The organism is Cutibacterium sp. LaCa_89, from assembly GCF_058177555.1.
In genome coordinates this window covers 1,717,394-1,742,312 of record NZ_CP190889.1, presented here as the reverse complement: position 1 = coordinate 1,742,312, position 24,919 = coordinate 1,717,394, and the positions used below count along the sequence as shown (strand labels likewise).

The window sequence follows — 24,919 nt, the reverse complement described above, 5'->3', positions numbered from 1 at the left end:
GACTCAGTCTGACACGGAAAGGACAGCCTTCATGGCCCGTCCCAAGGCCGAGAAATCCTCTGGATCGATCGGGTCAACGAAAATATGCCGGACCGCGCGGACATGGTCGGGGGCAGCCTGCCGCAGCAGGTCCATGCCGCCAGAGCTCAGCCTTGCGACCACTCCGCGGCGATCCCGCACGTCAGGCTCACGCACGACAAGTCCGCGTGCCTCGAGCCGTTCGATGGCGTGAGTGAGTCGTGACCGTGACTGATGCACCTCGATGGCGAGGACAGACATCCGAACTGCGTGATCGGGGGCTTCCGAAAGACTGACGAGGATCTCGTACTCGCACAGCTCGAGGCCATGGCGTCGCAGATCCTCCGAAAGATGCGCCGTGATACGAGCTGATCCGAGGAGCCAGGCTCGCCAGATTCGTTGCTGCTCGATGCTCAGCCAAGGGGCAGCCGCCGACCGCTCTACCTCAGGCCCGACATCGTCAAAAGACGCCATCGATGGCGTCTTCGAGGCATCGCCATCATGGATGCTGCGCCTGGAACCGCCCTGTGACATGATCACTATCGTACCTGTGGTGCGGGGAACGTCCTCCTGCCCGCTCCTGTGGACACCTACCTACGGGTGTCATCGGGAATTGTGGGGACCGGCCAGTGCGCCATGCAATAGCGTGGCAGAAGTCATTTTTGACCGAGGAGAGGGTGAGTTGATGAGGCGTACCAGTGACGAGGAGTCCCTTGCTCTGCAGCACAAACTCATTGCATCCTCGGCCAAGAACTTCGCGGCGATGCTTGATCGACAGGCCGATGCCCATCCGAATCGCATCGCCTTTCTCACTCCTTCCGGCGCTGACGATGAGCCCAACGCCTGGCTCCCCATGACCTTTGCTGAATTCCGTCGTCAGGCCCACGAGGTGGCTGCTGGACTGATGGAGTTGGGGCTTCCTCGGGAGGGCCGTGTCGCCCTGCTGTCCGGAACGCGCACCGAGTGGATCATTGCCGACATGGCCATCTCCTCCGCCGGTGGCGCGACGACGACGATCTACCCGAATTCCGGGCCGGACGAGGCAAGTTTCATCCTGGTGGACTCCGAGTCATCCATTCTTTTCGTCGATTCCACCGCCCAGGTTGCCAAGATCCAGGGCAGGCCCGAGGTCGACGCGGTGGTTCGGCACATCATCAGCTTTGCCGACGATTCCGAGGAGACCGGCGTCCGAGATGACCGGCTCACCACCATGGCCGAGATCATTGCGAATGGACGTCGACGCCTGGCCGTCGAGCCGGATCTCGTGCGTCGCATGATCGATTCCGTCGAACCCGACGACCTGTGTACCCTCATCTACACCTCTGGTACGACCGGCACGCCCAAGGGAGTCGAGCTGACTCACCGGGCGTGGACGTACATGGGCCAGGCGTGGAAGAACCTCGACATGTTCCGTGGTGGGGACGTCCACATGTTGTGGTTGCCGTTGTCCCATGCCTTCGGGAAGTGTCTCATCGCCATTTGCGTCGAGATCGGGATCACGCAGGCCGTTGAGCCCCGGATCTCGCGGTTGGCCCGTAGCCTGGGCGAGGTGAAGCCACGCGTCATGTGTGGTGTGCCGCGCATCTTCGAGAAGATCCGTGCCGGTGTCATGACGGCATACCCACAAGGACGTCTGGCAAGTCGTGTCTCGCGGTGGGCCTTCGCTACCGGACGCGACGCCCAGCGCTACCGGAACGCTGGCGATCGGGTACCGACCGTGCTCGAGGCCAAGCGGAAGATCGCTGATGCGCTGGTCTTCTCGACCCTGCGTCGCAAGCTTGGCGGCATCGAGTTCATGATCTGCGGCGGTGCCAAGTTGTCGGAGCAGGTTCAGCAATGGTTCTCCTCCGCGGGGATTCCCATCATCGAGGGATATGGGGCGACTGAGGTCGGGGCAGTCGCGTTCTTCAGCGGGCCTGATGCCATTCGGCCTGGCACAGTGGGACCGGTCGCTCCTGGTTGCCTCGCGCGGATTGCTGAGGATGGTGAGATTCTGGTCTCCGGACCGATCGTTGCTCGTGGCTACCACAGCATGCCCGAGAAGACGGCCAAGGCGTTCACCGACGGCTGGTTCCACACTGGCGACATCGGCGAACTCGATGAGATGAACTACCTGCGCATCACCGACCGCAAGCGCGACCTGTTCAAGACCTCGGGCGGAAAATATGTCGCCCCACAGAAGGTCGAGGCCACCCTGATGGCCAACTGCCCGTACCTGTCCAACGCGGTGGTTCTGGGTGAGGGACACAAGTATGCAGTGGCCCTCCTCACCCTCGAGAAGGGTGCTCTCATGACGTGGGGACGCCGGCATGGACGTCCCGACGCCAGTTACGCCGAGCTTACGGCAGACCCGGACGTGCGGCGCAGCATCCAGCGGTATGTTGATCGCGCAAACTCCCGCCTCGAGCGCTGGGAGACCGTCAAGAAGTTCGCGATCCTCGACCACGAGCTGACCGAGGACTCCCACTCGGTGACGACCAGCCTCAAGGTGCGTCGCGGCGTCGTGGCCGAGAAGTATTCCGACATCGTTGACGAGATGTTTGCCGACGAGAATGAACAATCGAGTGTGGCCAGGGGAGACGACGCGTCGTGACGGGCGTTGTCGTCGTCGATATTCCACTGCGTTGGTCCGACATGGATGCGCAGGGACACGTCAACAACGTTCGCATCAGCGAGCTGGTTCAGGAATCTCGAAATCAGGCGTTCTACACGAACGGCGCCCAGGAGATGCTCGAGACCGGGATCGTCGTCGTCACTCAGGATGTCGAGTTCTTGGCGCCGTTCGTCGTGGATGGGAGCCCGCTGCGGGTCGAGGTCGGCTGCTCCAAGGTCGGTGCGGCACGAACCATCCTGGATTACCGCGCCTGGCACCATGACATCGAGGTCGCTCGGGCACGCGGGATCATCTGCCCCTTCGATTTCGACGCAGGACGCCCTCGCCGGCTCACCGACGGCGAGCGAGGCGCCTTCGAGGCCATGAAGGTCGACGAGACTCCGTGGAAGCCGATCAAGGTCGTCGACGTCTCCGGGATCGGCGACATCGTCGACGTACCTATCCGGTGGTCTGACGTCGATCGGCAGGGTCACGTCAACAACGTCAGCATGGCTGGTTACCTCCAGGAGGCCAGGATCCTCGCGACGACGTCGTGGTCGCCAGGGATGAGGCGAGCTGGGGACCACCTGTGGGTCGTCGTGCGTCAGGACATACGTTATCGACGCCAGGTTCCACCGTCGCAGCGGTCATGCAAGGTGCATACTGCGCTCACACGGCTGGGAACCTCGTCAATGACCCTCGCCGGGTCGATTGCCACAGACGAGGGATCTGCCCTCGATGCCGCCACCGTGCTCGTCTGCGTCGATCCGGACACCGGAGCCTCGGTCCCGATTGACGACCGGACGAGGGAGGCGTTGGCAGCCCACCTCGTCACGGTCTGATCAGCGTTCAGGCTCGCAGCCACACGGCTTGGTCACGGCCGACGGATGCGAGTCCGTGGTGGATCTTCAGCGAGGTCGAGGTGACGATGATCTTGTCTGGGTCCACGGTCACTGGGTCGTCACCGAAGTTCACAACGCAACGGAAGCCGGGCTCGCGGGAGAAGTCGAGGACATCGTCGGACGACTCGTTCCACGTCATCGTCCCGGCTCCCAGGGCAGGGTTGACCCGGCGCTCAGCCAGCAGAGTGCGGTAGAGGGTCAGGAAGGACGACGGATCGTCCTGCTCGGCCTCGACCGTCCAATCAGCCCAGTCGTGCGGCATCGGAAGCCAGGTGTCGCTCGTTGACGACCATCCGTAAGGGGCCTCGGAACCGCTCCACGGAATCGGGACGCGGCAACCGTCACGTCCGCGGTCATTGTGTTCAGAACGCTCCCAGGTAGGATCCTGCAGGACGTCGTCGGGGAGATCCTCCACCTCTGGCAGACCGAGCTCCTCACCCTGGTAGACGTAGGCGCCACCAGGAAGGGCGAGTTCGAGCATGACGGCCGCGCGGGCGCGACGACGTCCCAGAGCAACATCGGTCGGTGTGCCGTGGAACGTGGCATGGGGAGCAGCGGGATCCGAGAAGTCCAGACCCGAGATCTCCTTGCCGTAGCGGGAGACGGGGCGGAAGTTGTCGTGGTTGCCCAGCACCCAGGTGGCACTTGCGCCCACTGACTCGTGGGCCGCCAGGGATTCGGTGATGGTGGTGCGAAGCGAACGGGCCGACCACGCCGAGATGAGGAACTCGAAATTGAACGAGGTGTGCAGCCTGTCCGATTCGAGGTAGCGCACCAGACGGTCATGGGGGAGATACGCCTCGGCGACGAACATGCGCGGCCCCTCGGGGGTGTCGGCATATTCGTCGGCGATGGCTCGCCAGCGGCGCTGGATGGGCGCCAGTCCAGGCTGATCCCACATCGGGCTGTCGCCAACGAGCTCGCCGATCTCCTCGTTCTCGGGTAGGTCGGGCAGGCCGGATTCCTTGACCATCGAGTTGGCGACGTCAATGCGGAAACCATCGACACCGCGGTCGAACCAGAACCTCAGAACGCGGTCAAACTCCTCGACGACTTCGGGGTTCTCCCAGTTCCAGTCGGGCTGTGAGACGTCGAAGAAGTGCAGGTACCACTGCCCAGGGGTGCCGTCGGGCTCAGTGATGCGTTGCCATGCACCACCTCCGAACACCGATGGCCAGTTGTTCGGAGGGAGTTCGCCGTTCTCTCCGCGGCCATCTCGGAAGATGTAGCGGTCGCGCTCAGGCGAACCGGGGGCAGCAGCGAGGGCATCCCTGAACCACGGATGCTCCTCGGAAGAATGGTTGGGGACGAGGTCGATGATGACTCGCAGGCCCAATTCGTGGGCCCGTGCCACGAGTGTGTCAGCGTCGTGGAGAGTGCCGAAGTCAGGGTTGATGGCACAGTAGTCGCTGACGTCGTAGCCGCCATCGGCCAGCGGGGAGGGGTACCACGGTGAGATCCAGAGGGCATCGACGCCCAGAGCGACGAGATGGTCAAGGTGTTCGATGATGCCGCGGACGTCGCCGATGCCGTCGCCGTTCGAGTCGGCGAAACTACGCGGGTACACCTGGTAGACAACGGCGGACTTCCACCAGTCATGGGTCGTGGGGATAGTGGTCATGGGGGTCCTTGAAGGGTTGTGAGGGTTGTCAGGGGCGGGGTGGGCCCGCGGCGTGCCCGACGATGTCCGCCGCCGCGGAGCTGTTGGAGGGTCAGTCTGCGCGGACCTCTCGTCCGTCGCCGGACCAGTTGACGTGCCAGGAACCCTCGTCGTCGACACGGCGGTAGGTGTGGGCGCCGAAGAGATCGCGCAGGCCCTGGGTGAGGGCGGCGTTGAGACGTGGCGCGCGAACCAGGTCGTAATAGCCCAGGGCTGAGGAGAATCCCGGAACTGGCACTCCGGCCTCGACCGCTCGGGCGACGACACGACGCCATGCCTGCTGGCAGCGAGCGAGCTCGGCCTTGACGGAAGGTGCCTCCAGAAGGGTGGTGAGGTCTCTGGCCGCGTACTCGTCCTTGATGCGCTGAAGGAGGCGGGCTCGGATGATGCAGCCATCGCGCCAGATGGAGGCGACCTGGCCCATGTCGACCTCCCAGTTGTACTCGACCGCCGCGGTGCGGATCTCGTCGAGCCCTTGGGCGTAGGCGACGACCTTTGCGGACCACAGAGCGTCACGAACGTCGTCGATGAAGGCCTGACGGTCATCGACCGAGATGGTGCGGTCCGGCCCCTCGAGGGTCTGCTGGCCCACCGTGCGCAGCGGCAGGGCGCTGGAGACTGAGCGAGCAAAGACGGCCTCACTGATGGTGGAGACGCCAACTCCGAGCTCAAGAGCCGTCTGCACGGTCCAGGTGCCCGTTCCCTTCATCCCTGCCTCGTCGCGGATGACGTCAAGGAGGTCGGTGGCAGGGTCGCGAGGATCCTTGGCACGCAGCACCCGGGAGGTGATTTCGACGAGGTAGGAGTCGAGATCACCATGGTTCCAGGACTCGAAGACGTCTCCGGCCTCGGCGTTCGTCAGACCGGCAGCGCGCAACAGGGCGTGGGCCTCACCGATGAACTGCATGTCGGCGTACTCGATGCCGTTGTGGACCATCTTGACGAAGTGTCCGGCGCCATCGGTGCCCATCCATGCGCAGCAGGGCTCGCCGTCGACCTGTGCCGAGATCTTCTCCAGAACCGGACCTATGGCTTCGTACGACTCTGGGGAGCCGCCTGGCATGATTGACGGTCCCTCCAACGCTCCGACCTCGCCACCGGAAATGCCGGTGCCGACGTAATGGATGCCGGTCGGGCGGATTTCTTCCTCCCGACGTCGGGTGTCGCCGAAGTAGGCGTTGCCGCCGTCGACGAGAACATCACCCGGCTGGAGCAGGGGAGTGATCTCCTTGATGACGGCATCCGTGCCACGACCGGCCTTGACCATCATGACGATGCGGCGCGGGCGCTCGAGACATGCGACAAAGCCAGCCAGATCATGGAACGGCAGGAAGGTTCCCTCGTTCCCGTGCTCGGCCATGACCTCGTCGGTGCGTGAAGCTGTGCGGTTGTAAACGGCGACCCGGAAACCCTTGTGGGCCATGTTGCGGGCCAAGTTAGACCCCATCACGGCCATCCCGATGACGCCGACCTCGGCGGTCTGCGGCGCAGTGTCACTCATGCGATTCCTCCTAGATGTCTCGCTTCCATCCTTCCAGGCATTTCCGCGTGGTGCAGGCGCGGATGGGTGGGGATGACGTGAGACAGCGAGGATGATAGAAGTTTTGGTGACGGAATCCTGCGGTGTTTCCGAGATCACCACGACAGGCGTGGCCGAACCCGGGCTGATGACACATCGTGACCAGAGACGCAACGGTGTCAGGTGCAGTGACGGTTTGACGACGGCGAGTATTCCTCAGAGAGGTCCAACGAAAGCGCCCAGGCAACGATCAGGTCGGGGCCAGACCAAGCATGATCCGCGAAAGCTCGTGGTCTGACATCATGACCTTTGGGCGATGCCGCTTGTGGATCCGCTGTGCCAGCCACTCCAGCACGAATCGTGGTCGTTGCCTGAGCATCGTCGGAGTGATGTGCAGCATCCGCCAGCCATGTCGATCCAAACTCGCTGATCGCATCATGGTCGCTTCGTAACCTTCGGGTGTGCCGTGCACGCAGCGGCCGTCGACCTCAACCCCAACGCGTTCCGCATCGAAGGCTTGGTCGAGGGTGAAGGCTCCTTCGGCGGTGTCCACCCGTGTGTTGGAGTGCCACCCGGTGAACCCGACCGCGCGGAGCGCCCGAGACAACCACAATTCCGGCACCGACCAGGGATTGAAGGAAATATCGGCCAAGGCTGCTGTGATGCGGTGACGGCCGAACTTCCAGGACAGGCAGGAACGAGCCGACCTGCAGGAACGTGGAGTGACGAGTTTTTGTCTCAGCGCCTCGCAGACCCATTCCCATTCTCCCCGAACGGCCAGAAGGAGGACGGACGCCTCAGGAATTGCCATGGGGACATCGCGGTATTGGGTGACGTATCGGCGCGGAACTCGCCATCGGTGCACGAGGATTCCCTCTCGCTTGATGCCCCTCGTCCGTGAAAACGCCTCCACCAAGTGAATGGCGCTGAAATCTCGCGTCCGGCTCCCCGGGGGAATCATTCCTTGCGCGACGAGGGCGGCTTTGCCAATGATGACCGCGTCTCGATGCCACATGTGTATCGCCTGCATCTTCACTCGAGAATCGTCAGCTCGCCCGGCATCCGCAACGACTCCCGGGAGCATGCGTATCGCGCGGCCGGCTTTCACAGCGCGGTCAGCTTGCCCGCGAGTTCTGCTGAAGCGATGTATCCGCACGACACCGCCGCAGTCCCTCATGTCCAGTTCAAGTTCGTTCACACCACTATTTATCGGCGGGACACCAGAGAATCCGTCAGCCAAATCAAGATCTGTGGACATCGTCGGGAGAACCACCGAGAAGGTTGTGGATAACCTCGAGGAATGGGGTCCTGGGATCCGGCTGGAGAGGAATTCGCGGCACAACCACCAAGGAAGCCCACCGTCCTCCATGAAGATGAGAGAGATCCCAAGGTTTCGGGTTGCCCCTTATCCGGCGTGGTAACTCAGGAAAGACGGACCGTCCATGATCGGGAAGAGTTCGCGACGCGCCATATGTCCGTGTTCGCCAACGTACTTCTCCGTGAAATCTCTCCCCCCAAGGTCGGTCCAAAACTGGTGCGAAGACGCTACGCTGAGCCCATGATCGATGCGCTGGCCCTTGTGCCGATGAAAACCCTGCCTGGCTGGCCCGAAGCCGAATTCAGCTCCGTGCACCTACTCATGTTGTGTGTCGTGTGGCCGATCGCCACGGCTGTCCTGTTCACCCTCATTGGTTGGGGAGTCCATTTCGCCAAGGGACGCGGCGGCAAGAACTCGGACTGATCCTCGTCACGCAGCCTGAGTGCTGAGCACGAGGACGAATGCGTCACAGCTCAGTGACGGCTGGCCTCCTGGCAACGCAGGGTGCGGCGAGCGTTGTCGGCGCGCTCGGCAAGAACGCGTCGCACAGTGCTGCCCGGGTTGTTGTCGGAAACCCAGCCATCGAGCTTGTCGAGCCAAGCCTCGTCGATGACCTCGGTGCTCGGGAAGAGCCACATCAGGGCGTTCTGGACCTGGGCGTGACCGGCCTTGGCCCACTGGCCGTCGCGGGAGTCGATGGACTTGCACAGCTCGAGGTAGGGATCGACGTACTGCGAGAGCGCCTCGGCCTGATCAGGCTGAATGAACTGGCTGACGAGCTGCCGGTAGGTCTCGTTGGGCACCGAGTCGTCGGTGGTGGCGCGCTGCCAAGCAGCCTGCTTCGCCTCGGCCGTGGGCATCGCGGCGCGAGCGCCAGTTGCCTGCTCCGATCCCGAGATGGTGTTGTCACGCTGCAATTCGGCATTGATCTCCGGTTCGCCGACTCGGCCCATACCGGCCAGGGCGATGAGGAGACGCCAACGCACTCCCTGATCGATGTCGAGGCCCTCAGGCACCTCTTCGCCATTCAGCCACCCCTCGAGCAGGTCAGCGGCGTCCTTCGTGGCAGCAGCGGCCAGACCGTTGGCGTAGGCCACCTGATGGTCCGAACCGGGCTCGGCGTCACGCAGTCCCGCCGCCGAGATCGCAACGAGATGATCGCGCACATCCTGGCGAGCCTCACGAGTGGTGTATGAGATCGCGGCGGTGGTGGCCTGGCGAAGGAGGGAGGTGACGGCCGTCAGGTCTGTCTCGCTGGGAAGCCCCTTGCCAACCAGGGTGACGTAGTCCTGGGCCTTCATCTCGGCGTCGCGGCACATGTCCCAGGCGGAACTCCAGCACAATGCGCGGGCCAGCGGATCGGACAGGGCGTCGATGTGCTCGATGAGGGTGGCCATCGAGTGATCATCCAGACGGACCTTCGCGTAGGTCAGGTCACCGTCGTTCAGCAGGACCAGATCACCGCGGGAATGTCCGACGAGGGCGGCAATCGGGGTGCGCTCGTCATGGATGTCAACGTCGAGGCGTTCGGTCCGGACGAGCTTGCCGTCGGTCAGTGTGTAGATGCCGATGCCCAGACGATGGGTCCGTAGGGTGGGGTACTTCTCGATGGCCGTTTGTACGATGTCGAAGCGGGTGAAGTTGCCGTTCTCATCGACGTCATAGTCCGGACGGACGGTGTTGACCCCTGGGATGCGCAGCCACTGCTCGGTGAAGGACGACAAATCGCGTCCCGACGCCACCTGGAGCTGATGGAGGAGATCCTTGAGCTCAGTGTTCGAGAAGGCGTTCTGGGCAAAGTACGTGCGCACGCCGGCCAGGAACTCGGCCTCCCCGACGAAGGCAACCAGTTGTTTCAGGGTCGAGGCACCCTTGGCGTAGGTGATGCCGTCGAAGTTCTGCTCGACGGTGTCGAGATCGACCATGTCAGCGGCGATCGGGTGAGTGGTTGGCAGCTGGTCCTGGGTGTAACCCCACGTCTTGCGCTGGTTCGCGAAGGAGACCCATGGGTCAATGCCGCCGTGCTTCTCGACGATCTTCTCCTGACAGTGATGCGACGCCCACTCGGCGAAGGACTCGTTGAGCCAGAGGTCGTCCCACCACTTCATGGTGACGAGATCGCCGAACCACATGTGAGCGAGCTCGTGAAGGATGGTGTTGTCGCGGTTCTCGTAGGCGGCCGAGGTAACGCGGGAACGGAACAGCAGGTCGTCACGGTGAGTGACGCAGGCAGCGTTCTCCATGGCCCCGGCGTTGAATTCCGGCACGAAGGACTGGGTGTACTTGCCGAATGGGTACGGGTAGCCGAATTCAGACTCGTAAACCTCAAATCCACGTTGTGTGGTGGTGCGGATTCGGTCGGCGTCGAGGTGTTCCTTCATTGACTGACGGCACAGAATGTCGGCGTCCATTTCGCCGGACAATGTGTGAATGGTTCCGTGATCGACGTGGTACTCGCCGACGACAAGGGCTGTCAGATATGTCGAAATTGGAAGGGTGGGCTCAAAAGACCACCGTGACATCCCTTCCCAGGGGCCTTCCTTCGGCTCTGGGGTCGGGGAGTTCGAGACGACGGTCCAACCAGTCGGAGCGATGACCTGCAGTTCGAATGTCATCTTTTGATCGGGCTGCTCGAAATCAGCGTACATACGCCTGGCATCAGCAATCTCGAACTGGGTGTAGAGGTAAACCTTGCCGTCAGCAGGGTCGACGAAACGATGCAGGCCTTCACCCGAATGGGAGTAGCGGCACAGCGCCGTAACCGTGATTTCGTGAGTTCCCGCTTCCGTGGTGAACGGGAAACGATTATTCGAGAATGCAGCCGGATCCAGCGGGGTGCCGTCGAGATCTGCAGCGTAGACACCGTCAGCAATGAGGTCAAGATGACTCTCGCCGCCGGTCGACGAAAACTCGATGGTTGACGAGGAGACGAAGGTTTCGGTCGGCTCGGCGAGCGGATCGCCGTTGGGGTCACGTCCAGAAAGATCAACGAGCACCTTGGAGTTGTGCGCCGTGATGACCTGGGAGCGCTGCTGCGCCTCCTCACGAGTGATGTTGACCGAACTCATCATGCCTCCGTGGAACATATGTTAGTTAAGGGCGTACAAAAGCACCCAACAATTCCCATGAAACTCTATCGGTTCTTGCCTTTCGCTGTCTCGTTAAGCGGGAACTGTATCTCGCGTCATTACTGCGCCTTACGCGAACAATGACGGGGTCAGTCTTTGCGTGCGCGGGCGCGTGCGGTTGGCTGGTGCCATGACCACAACAGTTGATTTTTGGTTTGACCCGTCCTGCCCCTGGGCGTGGATGACGTCGCGCTGGATGCTCGAGGTGGAGAAGGTTCGTGACGTCCATACCGTCTTCCACGTCATGAGCCTGGCCGTCCTCAATGAAGGACGTGATCTGCCGGACGACTATCGTGCCGAGATGGACAAGGCGTGGATCGGCGCTCAGGCTGCCACTGGCGTTGTCGAGGTGCATGGACAGGAGGCTGTTCGTGATTTCTACACCGCCCTTGGAACCCGCTACCACCTTGGCAAGGAGGAGCGCAGCATCGAGACCGTCAAGGCGGCGTTGGTGGAGAGCGGCTACGACGAGTCCATCGCGGATCGTGCTGGCAAGGGTGAGTTCGACGAGGCCATGCGCGCTTCGCATCACAAAGGCATGGATCCGGTCGGACAGGATGTCGGTACCCCTGTTCTCCACATCAACGGCATGGCGCTCTTCGGTCCGGTGATGTCGCCGGCTCCCAAGGGGGAGGAGGCCGGTGAGCTCTTCGACGGGTTCGAGAAGGTGACGGCCTACCCCGGTTTCTTCGAGCTGAAGCGGACCCGTACCGTTGGACCGATCCTGGACTGATCCCCTCTGGAGCTGTCCCCCGGAAGGTCATTGAAGCGTTGATCGGGCGTCACCTGCCGTACATGGAGGTGACGTCCGAATCAGCGAGGGTATGGCCAAACTGATCGATCTTCTCGGGAGCACACCATGCCTTCCAGACCTTTCCGTGTTCTTGGCGCCATGGCTGTCGGGTGTCTGGCCATCACCTGTGCGCCAATTGCTCATGCTGACACCGACGACTCGCTGTCGACGAAGACTCCGTATCGCTATTCCGGTGGCACCTTGCAGGCCCCGCCCGCCGGATTTCACCCCGTCAACACTCAGGTCGTTGCCCGCCACGGCTCTCGTGGCCTGTCGAGCTTCAAGTACGACGCCCTGACGATGGCGATCTGGGAAAAGGCCAATGAGTTGGGAGCTGTGACTCCCCTCGGCCAGGATGTTCACGCCCAGGCCATGAAACTTCATGAGGCCAATGAAAATCTCGGCAACGAGGACACCTGGGCCCACATGGAGGCCGACGGAGTTGAGCTCAGCAAGGGCAACAAGCTCGAGAGGGGGTACGGCAACATCACCGAGGTGGGAGCTGATCAGCATCGTCAACTGGGTGAGCGTCTGGCCCACCGGATGCCCGAGATCTTCAACGGGGAAGACAACACGGTCGTCGTGGAGTCCTCGGGAGAACCGCGTGCTGCGGAGTCCGGATACGACTTTGTCACTGGATTGCTCCATGGTGCCCCGCAGATGAGCGGGCATATGTCACGCGCCATTAAGGCCGACACCAAGACGCTGTACTTCCACAAGGACAAGTCGAACCCGGACTACAAGGCTTACAAGGAGTACCAGGACAGCAAGGAACTCTCTGATTACGTCGATGCGGTGAATTCGCGTCCGGAGGTTCGCAAGGCCGCCCGTGAGGTTCTGGAAAAGATCTATACAAAGGACTTCATCGACCGACTGGCAGCAGGGGCGTGGACCTTCGAGACCCCCGAGGGCAAGAAGGCCAAGAACGACGTCGACGCGGCCCTCAACCTGTACAACCTGTACATCATCGCTCCCTCGATGGCTGCTGAGACCAAGGTCGACTTCGCCAAGTACTTCACGAAGGACCAGGCCAATGTCTTCGCGATGTCCCTCGACGCTGAGGACTACGCCGAGAAGGGTCCCGGCTTCAAGGGATCGGACATCGCCCATCGCAATGCCCGCCCTCTTCTTAACGATTTCCTGGCCCAGATCGATCAGCAGACCAAGGACCATCCCAAGGGATCGGCGACCTTGCGGTTCGCCCACGCTGAGACCCTCGTTCCCTTCGAGGCGCTCATCGGCGCACCTGGATCTCGTACCCAGATCAGTCCGCAGGACACCAATTTCTGGCAGGCCACAGATTGGCGGGGTGCCAAGGTGGCTCCGCTGGCCTCCAACGTGCAGTGGGACGTCTTCGAGTCGGGGTCAGGGCAGAAGGTCGTCCGGATGCTCCTCAACGAGCAGCAGGCTACTTTCGGACGTGGCTGTCGTCCGATCTCGGTCAACTCATTCTTCTACACTCTCGACGAGCTCAAACATTGCCTGACTGGTGCTTCCATTGCTGATGGTGGTTGGTTGGTTAAGCCGTCTGGTGACGGGCCGTCGGCCCCGACCACGCCGGCTCCTTCCTCCACCGCTCCGACCGTGACGCCGAGCAGGCCAGGAGACTTCGCCGGGGCACTTCCGGCTACCGGAGTCTGAAAACCACTGTGGGGACCGGTGGCCGCGGAGCTTCCGCGGCCACCACACCTCGTTGTGGGAGGCAGGTCGACTGATACCCGAATGCACAGGTATGGGAACTGCGCAAGGATGGGACCATGGTTGACGATCCCATCCGAGGCGATGAGTTGGAGGCAAGCGAGTCCGAGTCCGAGGCGCGCCATCGCTGGACTGAGCTGGCCGAACGCATCCTGGACGCCCAGGACGCCTACTATGCCAACGACGCCCCAACGATCTCCGACGCCGAGTACGACCAGCTCATGATTGAGCTGAAAAAGCTCGAGGACGATCACCCTGAGTTGAGGAGTCCGGATTCGCCCACTCAGCGAGTTGGAGCTCCACAGCGGGTGACCGACTTCGCCCCGGTGGAGCATCTGGAGCGTCTGTTGAGCCTGGATAACGTCTTCACCCGTGACGAGCTCTCGGAGTGGATGAACAGGGTCGCCACGTCCGTCGGAAACGTCCCGGATTTCCTGTGTGAGCTCAAGATTGATGGTCTTGCCGTCGATCTCGTGTATCGCGATGGTGAACTCGTCTCGGGGGCCACCCGTGGCGACGGTCGCATCGGTGAGGACGTCACTGCGAACGTCCGTACCATCAAGGCGATCCCGCAGAAACTGGCTGGCGACGACATCCCAAGCCTGCTCGAGGTACGAGGTGAGGTCTTCTTCCCGGTCGCCGACTTTGCCGACCTCAACGCCGCTCTCGTCGAGGCTGGCAAGAATCCCTTCGCCAATCCGCGTAACGCGGCCGCGGGATCGTTGCGACAGAAGGATTCGCGGGTGACGGCTTCACGTCCCCTGTCGATGATCGTTCACGGGATTGGCGCCGTTGAAGGACATGAGTTTCCCAGCCAGGGACACGCGTACGACAAGCTCGCCGAATGGGGCTTGCCGGTGTCGCCGTACCTCAAGATCGTCGAGAACGCCGAGCAGGTGCATGAGTTCGTCACTTCCTGGGGAGAGTCGCGTGACGAGGCCTCCCACCAGATCGACGGTGTGGTGGTCAAGGTCGATGATGTCTCTCTGCAACGCAAGCTTGGTGCAACTTCTCGAGCTCCCCGGTGGGCCATCGCGTACAAGTACCCGCCGGAAGAGGTCAATACCGAACTTCTCGACATTCGTGTCAATGTCGGAAGAACGGGCCGCGTCACGCCGTACGGGGTCATGAAACCGGTGACCGTTGCGGGATCGACTGTCGAGATGGCCACCCTCCACAATGCCTTCGAGGTCAAACGCAAGGGAATCCTCATCGGAGACACCGTGGTATTGCGGAAGGCCGGCGACGTCATTCCCGAGATCTTGGGTCCGGTGGTCGAACTGCGTGACGGTTCGGAGCGGGAGTTCGTTATGCCCGATCACTGCCCCAGCTGCGGCGCTGAGTTGGCGTACGAAAAGGACGGTGACAAGGATCTTCGCTGTCCGAACGCCAAGGAATGCCCTTCTCAGCTGCGAGAACGTGTTTTCGGGCTGGCGTCGCGCGGCGCCCTCGATGTCGAGGCGCTCGGATGGGAAGCCGCCATCGCTCTGGTCGACCCGGAGAATCAGCGACCGGATGAGGGTGAGGTTGCCGAGGGGCTTCCGGACCGACAGGTCCCGGTGCTCAACTCAGAAGCAGGGCTCTTCGACCTACAGCCCGACGACCTGGCCGAGGTCAAGGTGTGGCGTCGTCGGAAGGTGCGCGGGAAGTTGGGGCCCTGGCAGCTCGAGCCTTACTTCTTCACGAAGCCGACAACGAAGAAGCCCTCTGTTCCGACTGCCACGACCAGGAAGATGTTCGACGAGTTGACCAAGGCCAAGTCCCAGCCCCTGTGGCGGGTGCTGGTGGCATTGTCGATCCGTCACGTTGGTCCGACGGCGGCCCGGGCTCTGGCCACCCACTTCGGTTCGATCCCGGCCATTCGAGAATCATCCGTGGAGGAGCTCGCCGGGATCGACGGGGTCGGCGAGATCATTGCGGAATCAGTCCAGCAGTGGTTCGAGGTCGACTGGCATCAGGAAATCGTCAGCCGGTGGGCTGCGGCTGGGGTGCGAATGGCCGACGATCGCGACGAGGCACCTGAGCAGACCCTGGAAGGGCTGACTGTGGTCGTCACGGGAGGTCTGGAGGGATTCACCCGTGACGAGGCCAAGGAAGCCATCGTTTCCCGAGGAGGCAAGGCCGCCGGATCAGTGTCGAAGAAGACTGACTACGTCGTGGTGGGAGAGAACGCCGGGTCCAAGGAGACGAAGGCACGTGAGCTGGGTCGTCCGATTCTCGACGAGGCGGGATTCCAATACCTGCTTGAAAACGGCCCACAGGGAATCACAACCGTCGCATGATGGTCGATCTTCCCGGGTCGCCACGCGGGAAGGACACTGCTGGTAGGACATACATGTGGGCCGGGCATGAGTGCCCGGCCCACGTTGTCGAGATGAGGGCTCAGAACTCCGAGATGTTGTGAGCCACGTCGACGGTTGAGAACATTCGGTCGACCGCCGCGATCTGCTCGTCAGTACCGGTGATGCGGTGGGCGGCGGCCAGCGAGAATCCACGTCCCATGCCGAAGTACAGCGATCCGAGGGCAGCCACATCGAGGGTTGCAGCATCGGTTGAATCGTCGACCCGAGTCACCGTGGCCGGTGCCCCCGGGGCATCTACGTCGACACGCCACGTACCCTCGGCGTAGCCCATCGAGTCGGTGACGTGGAAGGTCACTGAGCCTTGGTGATCCCAACCTCGCACTGCCATCGCCCGGTCGACGTCAAGGATGCGCAGCCACCCGAGATCAGTGTGACGGGTGAACGTGACCACCCTCGGGTCCTCGACCGCCCACGGCAGCGGCGTGGCGGGATCGACCTGCGGTGCCTTGATCGTCTCGATAAGGTCGACGGAGGCCAGGAACTCCCACAGAGCCACCTCGGCGTTCGGGGTGGTTGCCACCATGTCAACGACGGTGATCTGTGAGCCGAAGTCCTTGTCGATCTCGTAAGACACGACGCCATCAGGCTCTCCCTCGTCATTGCGGTGGACGATCGAACGGATTCGACGGTTGGGACCGCCCTTCTGGGAGCTCCAGCGCCCGGAGGAGAAATCGACATGCCAGGGCTGGCGGTTGTGGGAACCACGATGGGCCTGATGGAATTCGGAGAACACCTTGAGGCGCAGATCATCGATGGCCAGCGGATCGGCCATCGACACAGTTCCGCTCGGTTCGTGGTTGAGCTTGAACCGACCATCCGCAATGATCTCGACGTTCTGAGCTCGAGTCGAGATGCCGTAGCCAAAGCGTCCGTAGATGCTTCCCTCGGTGGCTGTCAGTGCGGCGAAAGGCAGGCCCTCCTCCATGGACCGGGTGAGGGCATTCGTCATGAGGGTGCGAAGCAGCCCGCGGCGGCGGTGGCTGGCGCGCACGGTCACGTCGGTGATGAAGGTGGCCGGTTCGAGATGACCGTGTCCGGTGTTGATGGTGCTGGGGTACGCGGCCATCGTGGCGACCGGGAGACCCGGGAACTCCGGATCGGGGTCAGGCTGCCGAATCGTCCACAACCGTTCACCCTCGACACAGGTGGCGTAGTGCTCGAGCTCGGCGTCGGATGGTTGTGCCAGGTGGAAACCCAGTGCCACGGCGCGTACCACATTGTCGACCTCGTCACTGCGGGAACCGTCGCTGGTGACGAGCTCCAAGCGGTAGGGGTCGGGGACCTGAACGGATGAGGTGCTTTCAGCCATATCCTTCACGCTAGCGGAGTTGGTCCCTCCTGAGCAGCCAACGGGCTGGAGGTTGGTGCCATGATTGAACCATGACCTTCAAGCCTTCACACGTTCATATTGGTACTGATCACGCGGCCTTCGAGCTCAAGGAGTTCCTCGTCGGCAAGCTGACCGAGGCCGGATATCAGGTCGTCGACCACGGCGCGTCGACCTACGATTCCCTCGACGATTACCCGGACTACTGCATTCCGTGCGCTCAGGCCGTGGTGGCTGAGCCTGGTTCCCTGGGCGTCGTTCTGGGCGGCTCGGGAAATGGCGAGCAGATCGCGGCCAACAAGGTCAAGGGAATTCGTGCTGCGCTGGCCTACACCGTCGAGATTGCCGAGCTGGCCCGTCTTCACAATGACGCCAACGTCGTCTCCTTGGGGGGCCGGATGCAGACCCACGAGGAGGCTTGGAAGATCGTCGAGACCTTCCTGACGACGGACTTTTCCCACGAGGATCGTCACCAGCGCCGTATTGACAAGCTCACGCGTTGGGAGGACGAGGGCTCACTGGGCTGAGCCGACCTCATCAGACTCCTTGACCGTACTGGCGGTGGCTCGACGACGAAGATCCGCCAGCACGGTCGGCCATTCCTGACCCGGATCGGGCATCTGGGAGCCAGCGGCGGGCTCTGATTGCTCGGCGAGTTCGCGTGCCCTCATGGCGCGGTCTCCATCGAGAATGGGCCCACGGCCGCGTCCGTGGTCGTGGGTGTGTCGGTGTTTGCCGTGGCCAGGGGCATTCATGTGACCATCCTGCCTCAAGTGCTCGTCGCCGTACTCATCAATCCACGATTTCCGCGATAACCTCGCCATCTCATCGACCTCGAGAGGACAACCGTCTGTGCCCGAAGGCCACGTCATCCATCGTCTTGCCAACGCCATCGGTACCGCCTTCGCCGGAGAACCGGTCGAGGTCACCTCGCCACAAGGCCGTTTCGCCGAGTCCGCAGCCATGCTCGACGGAACGGTACTGGCGTCGGCCCAGGCACGGGGCAAGCACCTTGTCATCGATTTCGACAATCATCGTGACGACCACCTGCTCCACATCCACCTGGGGCTCATCGGGAAGCTTGCGGTGGGACCATCAGTTCCGGTGGTCGGACAAGTCAGATTGCGCATTACCGACGGAGTCACGGCTGCGGACCTGCGCGGGCCCCAGACCTGCGAACTCATCAATGACGATGACTGGGCGGTGGTCGCGGCCACGATCGGTCCAGACCCCATTCGTGACGACGCAGATCCCGAGATTGCCTGGCACAAGGTGCGACGGTCCTCCCGCCGGATCAGTGACCTGTTGTTGGACCAGAAGATTGCAGCAGGGGTTGGCAACATCTACCGAGCCGAGGTCCTCTTCCGGCATCGGATCGATCCAGCGACCCCTGGCAAGCAGATTTCCCGCTCGACATGGCGGGCAATGTGGGATGATCTGGTCATGCTCATGCGCGCCGGGGTCGAGGCAGGACGCATTGATACCGTCCAGCCAGAGCACACCCCGGAGGCGATGGGGCGACCGCCTCGCGTTGATCGCCACGGTGGCGAGGTCTACGTCTACCGACGAGAGAACCAGCCATGTCTGGTGTGCAACACGCCGGTGAAGATGGTCGTACGGGGAGGGCGTCACCTGTTCTGGTGTCCACGGTGCCAACGTCGGCATCACTGACGGTTGAGTTAGGTCTGGAGGTCAAGGTGAGCCACATCAGCGTCGGTCAGCCGTGGACCCTGGTGTCATGCCAGGAGTCCGCCGACGATTCTTCGTGGATGTGGACTCACCCGTGCGGGGCGGTGCTGTCCGCCCGGCTACGCCAATCCGACGAGGCCGAGCTCATTGCGGGAATCACCATGCCTCCTGGCATCGACACTGCGGAAATGACGGTCCCCGGTCCGATCTGGATCCCTGACGATCCGCTCCCTGCTGCTGTGTGGGCGGCTGGGGCTCACGGCCTCGTCGTCACCAGAACATGCCGCGACGAGCATCCGGCACTCATGGTTTGGCGGCAAGACATGGGTGATTCATGCGCGGTGGACGAGGGCGTCAGCCTCCTTGGCAGCGAGATTGCCCTGGCCCCGGGCAATTCCCGGATGGCGTTGTGGCGTGGTCGGCTCACGGACGACATCGGGGAGGCGCTGGGCTCCCTTCCTGCGTGGTTGCCGGCCGAGACCATTGTCGATCAGCCCGAAGAGATGGTGTGTCACACCCCCGATGCGGGCATTCTCGTCGATGGGGCCGAACACACCAGCGAGACGATTGGCCCGCTGCCGGTGGGGGCGCATGACCTGGCAATTCATGAGTCCAGGGGAGCCACCCGAGTGTTGATCGGTTGGTCACCCGATCTGGCCACGGCTGTGGGCGCACGGGTCGACGAGATTCTTTCCGGTTTTGACCCACGTACCGTCACTGGACCACAGATGTGGCTCCTCATGAGCGCAGTTGGTATGAGGGTCGCACCATTTTCCGCTCTGGAGATGGCTGTCGAGGGCCTCGAGAATGTCTTGTCACGGCCGTTCGGTTCTGCTGATGATCACGTTGCTCGGCTTCTCACCTGCTGTGCAGCATTCAGGCTGGGCCATCGCATGAGTGATCCCGAACTGCGCGACGAGGGATTGCGCCGGTTGTGGGAACTGTCATTGGACGAGCCGGGAACGTTCATGTCCCGCTGTATCGCCTCGGCCGAGCTGGCGACGTTGGTGCCCGAACACGTGTGGGTCAATGTCGTCTCGGGCGAGGGGGAAGACCCGCTGGTACGTGCCGAGAGGGCCATTTGGACCGGCAGGTGCGCGAGCCGGGATGCCGACGAGGCCGTGTGGGAGCTGGGAGCTTTCCTCCCGACCGTTCCTGGCGGGCCTCTTTACGCGCAGGGCCATCGCGTCTCCAGACGCCGGGCCGCGCTCGCTCATGCCATGACGACGGTGTGGCCAGAGGAGCTGACGAGTTCGTTCGGCTCGCCCCGGGTGGGGGAATTGCGCCAGCGGACGTTGCGACGCCTCCTCGTTAGTGAGCATCTGGACGACGAGGATCTGGCTCTCCTGACATGGTGATGTCGCCGAAACGAGATTTGTCAGGATCATGAATCCGTTGGAAAAGTCTCATTTTGCCTCGGTTGTGCCATTTTCAGTAGGCAAGAACGGCTGTGCAGCGAGTGAGGTTCTGGTTGTGTCCGCAGCACGTGGCACAGTTAGGACGTGACTTCGTCCCATTTCGTACCTGAGACGCGAGCAGCAACGACAGCCCGGACGCGATCCGGTTCGCAGTCGACCCCGAATCCGAGGTCGATGCCGGTTGTCGTCATACCGCGATTGATGAATGTTGCCGTCCTCCTCATCGTGCTGCGCCTGGTATTCAGCCGCACGACGTGGGTTGGAGTCGCGAACAACCTGTTCTCGGTGTTCATCTTCCCGATCGACGGTTTCGGTTGGGCGGGGGCCGTCGTCCTGGTGGTGCTGGCGGATGCGCTGTCGAGGCGCAAGAGATTCGCCTGGTGGGTGAGCATCATCCTCTTCGGGCTGATGTGGCTCGTTGCGGCCACGTTTTTCGTCGTTGTTGTTGCCGAGGTCATCATGGGTGGCCCGACGGACACCTTCAATGACCTCGATCTCGCGGGGTATCTGTTCAACGTCTTCTCAGTCGGCTGGATCCTCGTCGCCCTGCTGACTCATCGAAAGGACTTTGCGGCACACACAGTTCGGACCAATCTCGGCAAGGCCATCGCCGTCCTCATTGGCGGGTTGTTGGCGACCGGCTTTATTGGCTGGTTGCTGGTCTCCCTGACCGGCGGTGTCGGACGGCCTCGTAACCGGTTGGTGCGCATTGTCGGTCGGATCATTCGCGGAAATGGTGCCGAAATTGCACCTGCTCCCACGTCTCCGCACTGGGTGCAGGAAGTGATCTCCTTCCTTCTCGCCCTCGTGCTGGTGGCCGCTCTTGTCGTCATGCTGCGATCTCAGCGCAACATCGCCATGATGAGCCTGTCCGATGAGCTGCGCCTGCGTCGGCTCCTCGAGGAAAATCCGGCGGACTCCCTCGGCTATTTCGCACTGCGTCGTGACAAGGCCGTCGTGTTCTCGCGAAACAGCCATGCGGCAGTGTGCTATCGAACCGAAGCAGGGGTCGCACTGGCCTCGGGAGATCCCGTCGGCCCAGTGGATCAGTGGCCCGGTGCCATTGAGGCATTCCTTGACGTCGCTCACACCTATGGTTGGGTTCCGGCCGTCATCGGCACTTCTGAGGTAGGTGCGACGGCATGGACCCAGGCCGGACTCAAGGCCATGCGCATCGGCGACGAGGCCATCATCTCTCCCGCCGCGTTCAGCCTCGATGACCCCGACCTCAAGCCGGTCCGCCACACCGTCACCAAGTTGCGCGCAATGGGGTACACCACCCGAGTGCGTCGTCATGAGGACATCGACCCGCAGGAGCTTCAGGGGCTCATCGACCTCACTGACAAATGGCGTCAGAATGGTGACGAACGAGGGTTTTCAATGGCTCTTTCCCGTCTGGGAGACCCGCTCGACGGGCGATGCGTCATGGTGGAGGCGCTGTACCCCGACGACGGTCCGCGTGCTGGCCAGACGGCAGGAATTCTCTCCTTCACCCCTTGGGGCAATGACGGATTGTCCCTGGATGTCATGCGTCGTGACCTGGACGGAGCCGACAACGGAGTCACCGAGCTCATGGTCGCCGGTCTCATGGCTGCCGGACCGGAGATTGGTATCAGGCGCGTGTCGATGAACTTCGCGGTCTTTCGCGAGGCGATCGAGGAGGGTGCCCGCGTCGGTGCCTCCCCGGTGCGTCGTCTCAATCGCTGGCTCGTGCTCGTTGCGTCGAAGTGGTTCCAGATCGAGCAGCTCTACCGCTCCAACGTCAAGTACAAGCCGAGCTGGCAGACCCGCTACCTCAACTTCACCGATACCTCTGACCTGGCGCAGATCGGTCTGGCGATGGGTATTGCCGAGGGCCAGCTCGACATTCCGAGTTGGATCTACCCGGCGGAGCCGCCGCCGCAGCCAATTTACTCGATTAGTGGTCACCCCGAGATCGCGGAATTTCTGGCTGAGGAACGCACTCCCGCCCTTCTTCAGCGGCGGCTTCCGGAGCAGGTTCGTGTCCGAATGGCCACGCGTGAGCGGCTCCTCGAGTCCGGGGTGGAGGCCTACCCTCCCGACTGCAAGCCCGATCACCGTCCTGGCGACGTCATCGTCGAGCTGGCCGGTCAGGAGATGACGGTCTCCGGGCGGATCGGTGCCTGCCGCGATCACGGCGGTGTCATCTTCGTCGATCTGTTCGACTGGACCGGGTCATGCCAGTTGGTGATGGAGCGTGACTCGCTGGGGGCCGACAGGCTTCGGGAATTCCGGCATGCGGTGTCTCTGGGAGACCACCTCGTGGCATCCGGGACCGTGGGGGCTTCCCGCAATGGAACGCTGAGTTTGGAGACGGCGTCGTGGCGATTGGCGGCGAAGTCCCTGCGACCATTGCCGTCGCGGCGGTCGGGATTCAACGACCCTGAGGCGAAGGTTCGACAGCGTTACCTCGATCTCATCGTCAACCCGGGCGCTCGTGATCAGTTGAGAGCTCGCTCGAACGCCATTCGTGCGGTGCGAGAAACCCTGCTGAGTCACGATTACATCGAGGTCGAGACCCCGATTCTGCAGACGATCCATGGTGGCGCGAATGCCCGGCCGTTCCGCACCCACATCAACGCTTACGATCTGGACCTTTACCTGCGCATTGCCCCGGAGCTCTACCTCAAGAGGCTCATGGTTGGCGGAGCTGGACGAGTCTTCGAAATCGGCCGGAACTTCCGTAACGAGGGAGCTGACGCCACGCACAACCCCGAGTTCACGATGTTGGAGGCCTACCAGGCCTATGGCGACTACGTGCAGATGCGTCATCTCACGCGCGCGATGATCCTGGCAGCGGCGCGCAACGCCATCGGTGGCACCGTGATTCGGGGGTGCGACCGCAAAGGCGTTGAGCACGAGATCGACCTGGCAGACAACTGGCACGTCATCACCGTCAACGAGGGAATTTCGCGAGGACTGGGGGAGGAGGTCAACGCCGACACCCCCAAGGAGAAACTCCTCGAATACGCCGACAAGCTTGGTATCGCGACGATGCCGAAGTGGAGCCGCGGTGACGTCGTCCTCGAGCTGCACGAACACCTGAGTGAGCACGTCACCGTCGAGCCGACCTTCTTCTGTGACTTCCCGACCGACGTCTCCCCACTGACCCGCCAGCATCGCGACGATCCGCGCCTGGCCGAGAAGTGGGACCTCATCATCTTCGGGTCTGAGGTAGGTACCGCCTACACCGAGCTCGTCGATCCCGTGATCCAGCGCGAGCGGTTCACCGCCCAGTCATTGCTGGCAGCCGGTGGTGATCCGGAGGCCATGGAGCTCGATGAGGACTTCCTGGAGGCTCTCGAATACGCCATGCCGCCATCGGGTGGGATGGGCATGGGCCTGGACCGTTTGGTGATGATGCTGACGAATGCGTCAATTCGCGAGACGATTGCCTTTCCACTCGTGCGTCCGCGCATCTCGTGAGGGTCCAGACAAGTGTGGTGTGAGACAGGAGATTGTCATGAGTGAGAATACTGACGCCAGCTGTTCCGACGGGTGCGGTCACAAGGTTCTTGACTCTGCCCACGACGCCTTGACGTCGTTTCGGGAGCTGGGTGGACGGCCAATTCGCGTCGTCTACGACGATGGTGAAGGGCCCGATCACAACGTCGACGACCCGGTTATCCTCCTCATGGCTGGCGCCGCGGCGTCGAGCGACTTCTGGACACCGGTCGTGGACCGTCTGCAGAATCTCGACGTCGTCAGCTATGACAGACCAGGGCTCGGCGGAACGGTCTGGCCCGGACACTATCCGGACCTCGACGAAGAGGTCGCCAGCCTGAGGGACTTGGTCGGGGTCATTCAAGGGCATTGGGACACCAAGGAACCACGGAAGGTCATTCTCGTCGCCCACTCCATGGCGGCTTTCCATGCCGAAGCCTTCGCTCGTATCCATCCTGACACCGTCGCCGGAATCGTCTTCGTGGATCCGTCGGTGGAATGGCCGACTCATCCTCCGCGCGAACACAGCATTGCGCTGCCCAAGGCCGTCCACAAAGTGATGGATTCGGTAGCGGGCTCGTTGGGCCGCGCCGCTTTTGCCGTTGGCGTGGCGGCACAGACGATGAGGTCCGGGAAGTTGGTGTGGCACCAATTCCACGAGCATCGGCTGTACCGGGTTTACGGAAGTCCTGACGCCATGGCGATGGCGGTAGCTGAGTGGATTGGCTACGACCGGCAGGCATGGGACCTCATGGCCGTTCGTTCAGACCATCCATGGCCGGGACTGCCCACGGTGCTGCTGTCAGCGGTGTATTCGGGTCAGGAACAGGAGCTGGAGCTTCACGAGCGTCTGGCTCCGATGCTCGGCGCGAAGTTGGTCGTCGTTGAGAACTCCCATCACCTCATGATGTTGGATCGCCCTGAAGTCATCGCCGACGCCATCCGATCGGTGTCGAAGTGACGGAATTGGCGTTGGAGAGGTGTTTCATTGGCCGAGTGACGGGGTGTTCCACTAAGCTGTCGATGTT

At 62.3% G+C, this 24,919-nt stretch carries 18 protein-coding genes; 11 read left to right on the top strand and 7 right to left on the bottom strand.

Annotated features, from left to right (window positions below; all coding sequences use genetic code 11):
• Positions 1 to 3 precede the first annotated feature (3 nt).
• Entirely contained in the window at positions 4 to 561 is a 558-nt protein-coding gene (locus ACP8LP_RS08025) for a MarR family winged helix-turn-helix transcriptional regulator (protein ID WP_036910476.1), read from the bottom strand.
• 142 nt (positions 562 to 703) lie between these two features.
• Here ACP8LP_RS08025 and ACP8LP_RS08020 point away from each other — a divergent pair, with 142 nt between their 5' ends.
• Together ACP8LP_RS08020 and ACP8LP_RS08015 are read left to right on the top strand one after the other, a co-directional pair.
• Positions 704 to 2,611, top strand: coding sequence for an AMP-dependent synthetase/ligase (locus ACP8LP_RS08020; protein WP_016665843.1), 1,908 nt, complete (start codon positions 704 to 706; stop codon positions 2,609 to 2,611).
• Positions 2,608 to 3,453 carry an acyl-CoA thioesterase gene (locus tag ACP8LP_RS08015; protein ID WP_016665842.1) on the top strand — a complete coding sequence of 282 codons (846 nt, stop codon included), beginning with the start codon at positions 2,608 to 2,610 and terminating at the stop codon, positions 3,451 to 3,453. Before ACP8LP_RS08020 ends, ACP8LP_RS08015 begins: the two co-directional genes overlap by 4 nt.
• Positions 3,454 to 3,460: 7 nt before the next feature.
• Here the strand turns inward: ACP8LP_RS08015 and ACP8LP_RS08010 are convergent, their stop codons facing one another.
• The 3 genes from ACP8LP_RS08010 to ACP8LP_RS08000 all read right to left on the bottom strand — a co-directional run bounded on the left by ACP8LP_RS08010 (position 3,461) and on the right by ACP8LP_RS08000 (position 7,869).
• A complete protein-coding gene (locus ACP8LP_RS08010; RefSeq protein ID WP_021107709.1) occupies positions 3,461 to 5,134 on the bottom strand; it encodes a glycoside hydrolase family 13 protein in 1,674 nt (557 codons plus the stop codon).
• A gap of 91 nt (positions 5,135 to 5,225) precedes the next feature.
• Positions 5,226 to 6,674, bottom strand: coding sequence for an NADP-dependent phosphogluconate dehydrogenase (gene gndA, locus ACP8LP_RS08005; protein WP_021107708.1), 1,449 nt, complete (start codon positions 6,672 to 6,674; stop codon positions 5,226 to 5,228).
• A gap of 268 nt (positions 6,675 to 6,942) precedes the next feature.
• The gene (locus ACP8LP_RS08000; RefSeq protein ID WP_036910498.1) at positions 6,943 to 7,869 is read right to left on the bottom strand and encodes a hypothetical protein; all 927 of its coding nucleotides are present in this window, start codon (positions 7,867 to 7,869) and stop codon (positions 6,943 to 6,945) included.
• Between the two features lie 381 nt (positions 7,870 to 8,250).
• Between ACP8LP_RS08000 and ACP8LP_RS07995 the strand changes: the two genes are divergently transcribed.
• Positions 8,251 to 8,433: a hypothetical protein gene (locus tag ACP8LP_RS07995; protein WP_036910500.1), complete on the top strand. Its 183-nt coding sequence runs from the start codon at positions 8,251 to 8,253 to the stop codon at positions 8,431 to 8,433.
• Positions 8,434 to 8,483: 50 nt separating this feature from the next.
• Here ACP8LP_RS07995 and pepN read toward each other — a convergent pair whose 3' ends face one another.
• Positions 8,484 to 11,096 (bottom strand): aminopeptidase N, encoded by a 2,613-nt coding sequence (gene pepN / locus ACP8LP_RS07990; RefSeq protein ID WP_484483078.1) that lies wholly within the window; start codon positions 11,094 to 11,096, stop codon positions 8,484 to 8,486.
• A gap of 172 nt (positions 11,097 to 11,268) precedes the next feature.
• Here pepN and ACP8LP_RS07985 point away from each other — a divergent pair, with 172 nt between their 5' ends.
• From ACP8LP_RS07985 to ligA, 3 genes are all read left to right on the top strand, one after another.
• On the top strand, positions 11,269 to 11,871 hold the full coding sequence (locus ACP8LP_RS07985) for a mycothiol-dependent nitroreductase Rv2466c family protein (RefSeq protein WP_200860638.1): 603 nt from the start codon (positions 11,269 to 11,271) through the stop codon (positions 11,869 to 11,871).
• 126 nt (positions 11,872 to 11,997) lie between these two features.
• The gene (locus tag ACP8LP_RS07980) at positions 11,998 to 13,572 is read left to right on the top strand and encodes a histidine-type phosphatase (RefSeq protein ID WP_023033498.1); all 1,575 of its coding nucleotides are present in this window, start codon (positions 11,998 to 12,000) and stop codon (positions 13,570 to 13,572) included.
• Between the two features lie 116 nt (positions 13,573 to 13,688).
• Positions 13,689 to 15,911: an NAD-dependent DNA ligase LigA gene (gene ligA / locus ACP8LP_RS07975; protein ID WP_021107704.1), complete on the top strand. Its 2,223-nt coding sequence runs from the start codon at positions 13,689 to 13,691 to the stop codon at positions 15,909 to 15,911.
• Between the two features lie 100 nt (positions 15,912 to 16,011).
• Here ligA and ACP8LP_RS07970 read toward each other — a convergent pair whose 3' ends face one another.
• Entirely contained in the window at positions 16,012 to 17,301 is a 1,290-nt protein-coding gene (locus tag ACP8LP_RS07970) for a GNAT family N-acetyltransferase (RefSeq protein ID WP_334338653.1), read from the bottom strand.
• Positions 17,302 to 17,372: 71 nt separating this feature from the next.
• Here ACP8LP_RS07970 and ACP8LP_RS07965 point away from each other — a divergent pair, with 71 nt between their 5' ends.
• Positions 17,373 to 17,846, top strand: coding sequence for a ribose-5-phosphate isomerase (locus ACP8LP_RS07965; RefSeq protein WP_016665831.1), 474 nt, complete (start codon positions 17,373 to 17,375; stop codon positions 17,844 to 17,846).
• On the opposite strand, the gene ACP8LP_RS07960 is transcribed toward ACP8LP_RS07965, so the two are convergent.
• Positions 17,835 to 18,074, bottom strand: a complete 240-nt coding sequence (locus ACP8LP_RS07960; protein WP_021107702.1) for a hypothetical protein — start codon at positions 18,072 to 18,074, stop codon at positions 17,835 to 17,837. The genes ACP8LP_RS07965 and ACP8LP_RS07960 overlap by 12 nt on opposite strands.
• Before the next feature lie 97 nt (positions 18,075 to 18,171).
• On the opposite strand from ACP8LP_RS07960, the gene ACP8LP_RS07955 reads away from it, so the two are divergent.
• The 4 genes from ACP8LP_RS07955 (at position 18,172) to ACP8LP_RS07940 (ending at position 24,852) form a co-directional block, all read left to right on the top strand.
• Positions 18,172 to 18,990 carry an Fpg/Nei family DNA glycosylase gene (locus tag ACP8LP_RS07955; protein ID WP_021107701.1) on the top strand — a complete coding sequence of 273 codons (819 nt, stop codon included), beginning with the start codon at positions 18,172 to 18,174 and terminating at the stop codon, positions 18,988 to 18,990.
• A gap of 98 nt (positions 18,991 to 19,088) precedes the next feature.
• Positions 19,089 to 20,366 (top strand): hypothetical protein, encoded by a 1,278-nt coding sequence (locus tag ACP8LP_RS07950; RefSeq protein WP_334353437.1) that lies wholly within the window; start codon positions 19,089 to 19,091, stop codon positions 20,364 to 20,366.
• Between the two features lie 261 nt (positions 20,367 to 20,627).
• A complete protein-coding gene (gene lysX / locus ACP8LP_RS07945) occupies positions 20,628 to 23,873 on the top strand; it encodes a bifunctional lysylphosphatidylglycerol synthetase/lysine--tRNA ligase LysX (RefSeq protein WP_484483077.1) in 3,246 nt (1,081 codons plus the stop codon).
• Between the two features lie 37 nt (positions 23,874 to 23,910).
• Entirely contained in the window at positions 23,911 to 24,852 is a 942-nt protein-coding gene (locus tag ACP8LP_RS07940; RefSeq protein WP_021107697.1) for an alpha/beta fold hydrolase, read from the top strand.
• Positions 24,853 to 24,919 lie beyond the last annotated feature (67 nt).

Excerpts from the sequence above, each read along its gene's own strand:
- ACP8LP_RS08020 (WP_016665843.1), top strand. The coding sequence starts at position 704 with ATGAGGCGTACCAGTGACGAGGAGTCCCTTGCTCTGCAGCACAAACTC.
- ACP8LP_RS08010 (WP_021107709.1), bottom strand. The coding sequence starts at position 5,134 with ATGACCACTATCCCCACGACCCATGACTGGTGGAAGTCCGCCGTTGTC.
- gndA (WP_021107708.1), bottom strand. The coding sequence starts at position 6,674 with ATGAGTGACACTGCGCCGCAGACCGCCGAGGTCGGCGTCATCGGGATG.
- ACP8LP_RS08000 (WP_036910498.1), bottom strand. The coding sequence starts at position 7,869 with ATGAGGGACTGCGGCGGTGTCGTGCGGATACATCGCTTCAGCAGAACT.
- ACP8LP_RS07995 (WP_036910500.1), top strand. The coding sequence starts at position 8,251 with ATGATCGATGCGCTGGCCCTTGTGCCGATGAAAACCCTGCCTGGCTGG.
- pepN (WP_484483078.1), bottom strand. The coding sequence starts at position 11,096 with ATGTTCCACGGAGGCATGATGAGTTCGGTCAACATCACTCGTGAGGAG.
- ACP8LP_RS07985 (WP_200860638.1), top strand. The coding sequence starts at position 11,269 with ATGACCACAACAGTTGATTTTTGGTTTGACCCGTCCTGCCCCTGGGCG.
- ACP8LP_RS07980 (WP_023033498.1), top strand. The coding sequence starts at position 11,998 with ATGCCTTCCAGACCTTTCCGTGTTCTTGGCGCCATGGCTGTCGGGTGT.
- ligA (WP_021107704.1), top strand. The coding sequence starts at position 13,689 with ATGGTTGACGATCCCATCCGAGGCGATGAGTTGGAGGCAAGCGAGTCC.
- ACP8LP_RS07970 (WP_334338653.1), bottom strand. The coding sequence starts at position 17,301 with ATGGCTGAAAGCACCTCATCCGTTCAGGTCCCCGACCCCTACCGCTTG.
- ACP8LP_RS07965 (WP_016665831.1), top strand. The coding sequence starts at position 17,373 with ATGACCTTCAAGCCTTCACACGTTCATATTGGTACTGATCACGCGGCC.
- ACP8LP_RS07960 (WP_021107702.1), bottom strand. The coding sequence starts at position 18,074 with ATGAATGCCCCTGGCCACGGCAAACACCGACACACCCACGACCACGGA.
- ACP8LP_RS07950 (WP_334353437.1), top strand. The coding sequence starts at position 19,089 with ATGTGGACTCACCCGTGCGGGGCGGTGCTGTCCGCCCGGCTACGCCAA.
- lysX (WP_484483077.1), top strand. The coding sequence starts at position 20,628 with ATGAATGTTGCCGTCCTCCTCATCGTGCTGCGCCTGGTATTCAGCCGC.
- ACP8LP_RS07940 (WP_021107697.1), top strand. The coding sequence starts at position 23,911 with ATGAGTGAGAATACTGACGCCAGCTGTTCCGACGGGTGCGGTCACAAG.